1 protein-coding gene and 1 pseudogene are annotated in these 1,849 nt (G+C 56.6%); both read right to left on the reverse strand.

Translation table 11 applies throughout. The features are described 5' to 3' along the window. A pseudogene (locus tag ACLMAL_RS39470) lies at positions 1-1,299 on the reverse strand (hypothetical protein); the annotation flags it as partial. Further along, positions 1,299-1,849: hypothetical protein (locus tag ACLMAL_RS39475; protein WP_412003744.1), on the reverse strand; the 551-nt coding region annotated here is incomplete at its 5' end. The pseudogene ACLMAL_RS39470 and the gene ACLMAL_RS39475, both read right to left, overlap by 1 nt.

Consider the following 1,849-nt stretch of genomic DNA (forward strand, 5'->3'; position numbering starts at 1 on the left):
AGTGGTGTCCGAACCCTGGGTGAGAGGGTCGTCGGTTTCCTTGTCCCCTGCGGTGGCCAGGTCTTCCTTAATTGTGTCTGAGAAATCGACGGGTTTCACGCCGGTGTTGTTGGCGCCGGTGTTGTTGGCGCCGGTGTTGTTGCCGCCGGTGTTGTTGGCACCGGTGTTGTTGCCGCCGGTGTTGTTGCCGCCGGTGTTGTTGGCGCCGGTGTTGTTGGCGCCGGTGTTGTTGGCGCCAGTGTTGTTGCCGCCGTCTTTGTTGCCGCCGTCGTCGCCGTCTTTCGGAGGTTTCTTGAGGCCACCGTCGTCACCGTCGATATCTGCAGCCTTCTTCTGGTATTGCTTGGTCCCGTCCTTGTATGTACTTTTCCATTTTTCGGCACATGTGTCGATGTGTTTGATGTAGTAGGCGTGTTCCGTTGCGTCGGTCAGTTCGTATTTCCCGAAATTCGTGGCTTTCTCATCATGGTTCCTTTCGAACATTGTGGCGCCACTGACTCCGTCTGTAATCTTGCCACCCTGATGTACGCCATCTGGGAGCTTGACCAGGAGGTGCGCTTCGAGTTCTTTCGTGATGAAATCAAGATCTTGGTAGACCTGCTGTTCGTCCATATCGAACTCTTCGGTGGCGATTTTGATCGTAGTGTGTTCATCCCTGTATTTCTTCTGCCGGCCTTCCATCTCGGCATTCACATCCGTGTACTTCCTTTTGACCTGTGACCAGCCCTCCACTGTCGTGAGCTGGGGGCCGTCGAGCACATCGTCGAAGTCGGGCGCAGCCTCAGGATTGCGGGTGCCGAATGTGTCGAATCCCAACTGCATCACGAACTCGGTCTCCCTGATCAGAGCTTTCAACATCTCAGAGGCACCCTTCGGCCGGTAAAATTGAACCTTGCGCAGATGATCACCCTGGTTCAGTGGATTATATAGATAGCCGTAGTCTGGGTTGAACTCAACCGCGGCCTTCTGGTCCGCTAGATATTGCTTGGCGTCGAAAAATTTCTTGATGTCTTCCGAAGTGACGATATCCTTATCAAGCGCGGCTAGGAGATCCCTGTAATATGGCTTGTCCTCATCATCGAGGTCATGTTTGCGTGCGTCCGTCGCGAGTCTCTTTCTCGTTTTCGCGGAGAGGCCGTCCATGACAGCCTTGAAATCCTCCGCATTCAGTCCGTCGAGCTTCTGCAAAGATTCTTTGGCTTGATTGCCCTGGAAGCCGGTACCATCATTGCCCCAGAAACCTGAATCATCATGGTGTTTCTGGATCAGTTTTCGGACTTCTTCTGATTTGGCGCTCATTAGGCCTTCTTCCGCTCGCCGGAGCCCTCGGACCCCGTCAGAACTCTCAGCAACTCGGTGATAGGCGGGGGAGCCGCCCCGCTGGAGCCGACGAAACTGACGCCGTGGGCACTGGGCTCGACACTGCGGGCAACCTCGATGTTCGGGACCGCCGAACCTGTGATGGTCGTCACCGATGCCTGCACCGCTACTGCGCCAGCTGTCGCTGGGAGCAGCGGATGCTCGATTATCTGGCCAAGCAACTGTGCATCGGTGCCGAAGTGCAGTAGATCTGGGGTGCAGCAACCGATGATGAGGCCGTCGAGTTCCCTTGCGTCGATGCCTGCGGTGGTCAGCGCCTCCTGCAGTGTGTTTTCCGCGAGGATCCCGGCGGGGCCGGGTGGCTCGCCGTAACCGGGCGGGAACACGGCGCGACCTGTTTTATCGTCGAGATCGACGCTGAATCGACGTTGCCTGATGCCGGTCTTCTGCTCGAATTCCGTTGGCGTCCAAGGGTTGTTACGTGGTCCGGGGAACATGTCGAGTAGGCGTTCATTGGTCATCACCAGGT

Source organism: Nocardia sp. CWNU-33 (assembly GCF_046764895.1).
Classification (GTDB): Bacteria; Actinomycetota; Actinomycetes; order Mycobacteriales; family Mycobacteriaceae; genus Nocardia.